The 2,738-nt window shown below is 64.2% G+C and carries 1 protein-coding gene; it reads right to left on the minus strand.

Features of this window, described 5'->3' with window-relative positions; genetic code table 11:
- Nucleotides 1-6 precede the first annotated feature (6 nt).
- A partial coding sequence (gene aceE, locus CVV68_RS22770; protein WP_245933746.1) for a pyruvate dehydrogenase (acetyl-transferring), homodimeric type occupies nucleotides 7-2,738 on the minus strand: 2,732 nt, incomplete at its 5' end.

Here is a 2,738-nt window from a genome sequence, read left to right on the forward strand (position 1 = left end):
TGGGGGTTAGCTGTCGCCGCCGGTGTTGCCGGTGGTTCCTGCGTTGATGTTGTGGAGGTCGTACTTGGCCGCGGCCTTCCGGGGTGCGTCGGTGTCGACTTTGCCGTTCTTGGCGAGCATTTGCAGGGCACGCACCACCACGGAGTGGGAGTCGATCTTGAAGTACCTTCGGGCGGCGGCGCGGGTGTCGGAGAAGCCGAAGCCATCGGCTCCCAGGGTTGCGAAGTCGTTGGGCAGGAATTGGCGTACCTGGTCCGGGACGGCTTTCATGTAGTCGGTCACGGCGATGACGGGTCCGTGTGCATCGGCCATTTTGGCGGTGATGTAGGGGACGCGTTCGGCGCTGTCGGGGTTGAGGAAGGCGTCTTCCTCGGCGGCGAGGCCGTCGCGGCGCAGTTCGGTCCAGGACGTCACGGACCAGACGTCCGCGGCGACGCCCCATTCGGTGGCGAGGATTTGTTGGGCTTCCAATGCCCAGGGTACTGACACGCCGGAGGCGAGCAGTTGGGTCCGCGGGCCCTCGTGGTCGGCCTTCTTGAGCAGGTAGATGCCCTTTTCGATGCCCTCGACGTCCATGTTTTCCGGGGCTTTGGGTTGCAGGATGGGTTCGTTGTAGACGGTGATGTAGTACATGTGGTTGGGGTCGGTGGAGTCGGGCCCGTACATGCGCTCGAGTCCGGCGCGGACGATGACGCCGATTTCGTAGCCGTAGGCCGGGTCGTAGGAGATCACGGCGGGGTTGGTGGAGGCCAGGATCGGGGAGTGCCCATCGGCGTGTTGGAGGCCTTCCCCGGTCAGGGTGGTCCGTCCTGCGGTCGCGCCGATGATGAAGCCGCGGGTCATTTGGTCCCCGGCGGCCCAGAAGGAATCACCGGTGCGTTGGAAGCCGAACATGGAGTAGAACACGTAGATCGGGATCAATGGTTCCCCGTGGGTGGCGTACGCGGTCCCGGCGGCGGTGAACGCGGCCACGGAGCCGGCTTCGTTGATGCCGGCGTGGACGATCTGTCCGGAAATGGATTCCTTGTAGGCCAGGACCAGGTCCCGGTCCACGGATAAATAGTTCTGCCCGTTGGGGTTGTAGATCTTCGCGGTCGGGAAGAACGCGTCGATGCCGAAGGTGCGGGCCTCGTCGGGGATGATCGGGACGATCCGTTGGCCGATGCCCTTATCGCGCATGAGGTCCTTGAGGAGCCGCACGAACGCCATGGTCGTCGCGGCGTGTTGCTTGCCCGAGCCGCGGTTGGCGACGTCGTAGGTTTTCTCCCCGGGCAGGGTCAGCGCGCTGTGCCGGGTGCGCCGTTCGGGGACGAAGCCGCCCAGGGCCGCGCGGCGTTCCATCATGTATTTGATTTCCGGGGTGTCCATCCCGGGGTGGTAGTACGGGGGACGGTACGGGTCCGCTTCAAGGACCTCGTCGCTGATGGGCAGGCGCAGGTGGGTGCGGAAGTCCTTGAGGTCCTGCAGGGTCAGCTTCTTCATCTGGTGCGTGGAGTTGCGGGCCTCGAAGTGGGTGCCGAGCCCGTATCCCTTCACGGTGTGGGCCAGGATCACTGTCGGCTTGCCCTTGAACTCCACCGCGGCCTGGTACGCGGCGTAGACCTTGTGGTAGTCGTGGCCGCCGCGCTTGAGGTTCCAGACCTCGTCGTCGGTGAGGTGCGCGGCGAGTTCCTTGGTTTGCGGGGTTTGGCCAAAGAAGTGCTCGCGGACGAAGCCGCCGGACTCGGCCTTGTACGTCTGGTAGTCCCCGTCGCGGGTGTCGTTCATGACCTTCACCAGGGAATGGTCGGTGTCGCGGGCCAGGAGGTCATCCCATTCCCTGCCCCACAACACCTTGATGACGTTCCAGCCGGCACCACGGAAGAACGCCTCCAGTTCCTGGACGATCTTGCCGTTGCCGCGCACCGGCCCGTCCAGGCGCTGGAGGTTGCAGTTGATGACGAAGGTCAGGTTGTCCAGCTTGTCGTTCGCGGCGAGCTGCAACAAACCCCGGGATTCGGGTTCGTCCATTTCCCCGTCGCCCAAAAACGCCCAGACGTGCTGGGCGGAGGTGTCCTTGATGCCGCGGTTGTGCAGGTACCGGTTGGATTGGGCCTGGTAGATCGCGTTCATCGGGCCAATGCCCATCGACACGGTCGGGAATTCCCAGAATTCGGGCATCAGGCGCGGGTGCGGGTACGAGGACAGGGCGTGGCCTTCCTTGGACTTTTCCTGCCTGAACCCGTCCAGGTCCTCCTCCGAGAGGCGGCCCTCCAGGAACGCGCGGGCATACATGCCCGGGGACGCGTGGCCCTGGAAAAAGACCTGGTCCCCGCCCCCGGCGTGGTCCTTGCCCCGGAAGAAGTGGTTGAAGCCGACCTCGTACAAGGTCGCCGCACCGGCATAGGTGGAAATATGACCGCCGACCCCAATGTCCGGACGCTGCGCACGGTGCACCATCACGGCGGCATTCCAGCGCAGCCACGCACGGTACTTCCGCTCGATTTCCTCATCGCCCGGGAACGCCGGCTCCTGGTCCGCCGGGATCGTGTTCACATAATCAGTCGTCGTGACCATCGGCACGCCAACACTTTGCGCACCCGCGCGCTGGAGCAGGCTACGCATAATGAACTGGGCACGCTCCGTGCCACGATCACCAATCAACGCATCCAAGGACTCCAGCCACTCAGCCGTCTCCTCCGGATCACGATCAGGCAACTGGTTAGTCAACCCGCTCAAAATATGGGAACTTTCGTCTC

The organism is Arthrobacter livingstonensis (assembly GCF_003219815.1).
GTDB lineage: Bacteria > Actinomycetota > Actinomycetes > Actinomycetales > Micrococcaceae > Specibacter > Specibacter livingstonensis.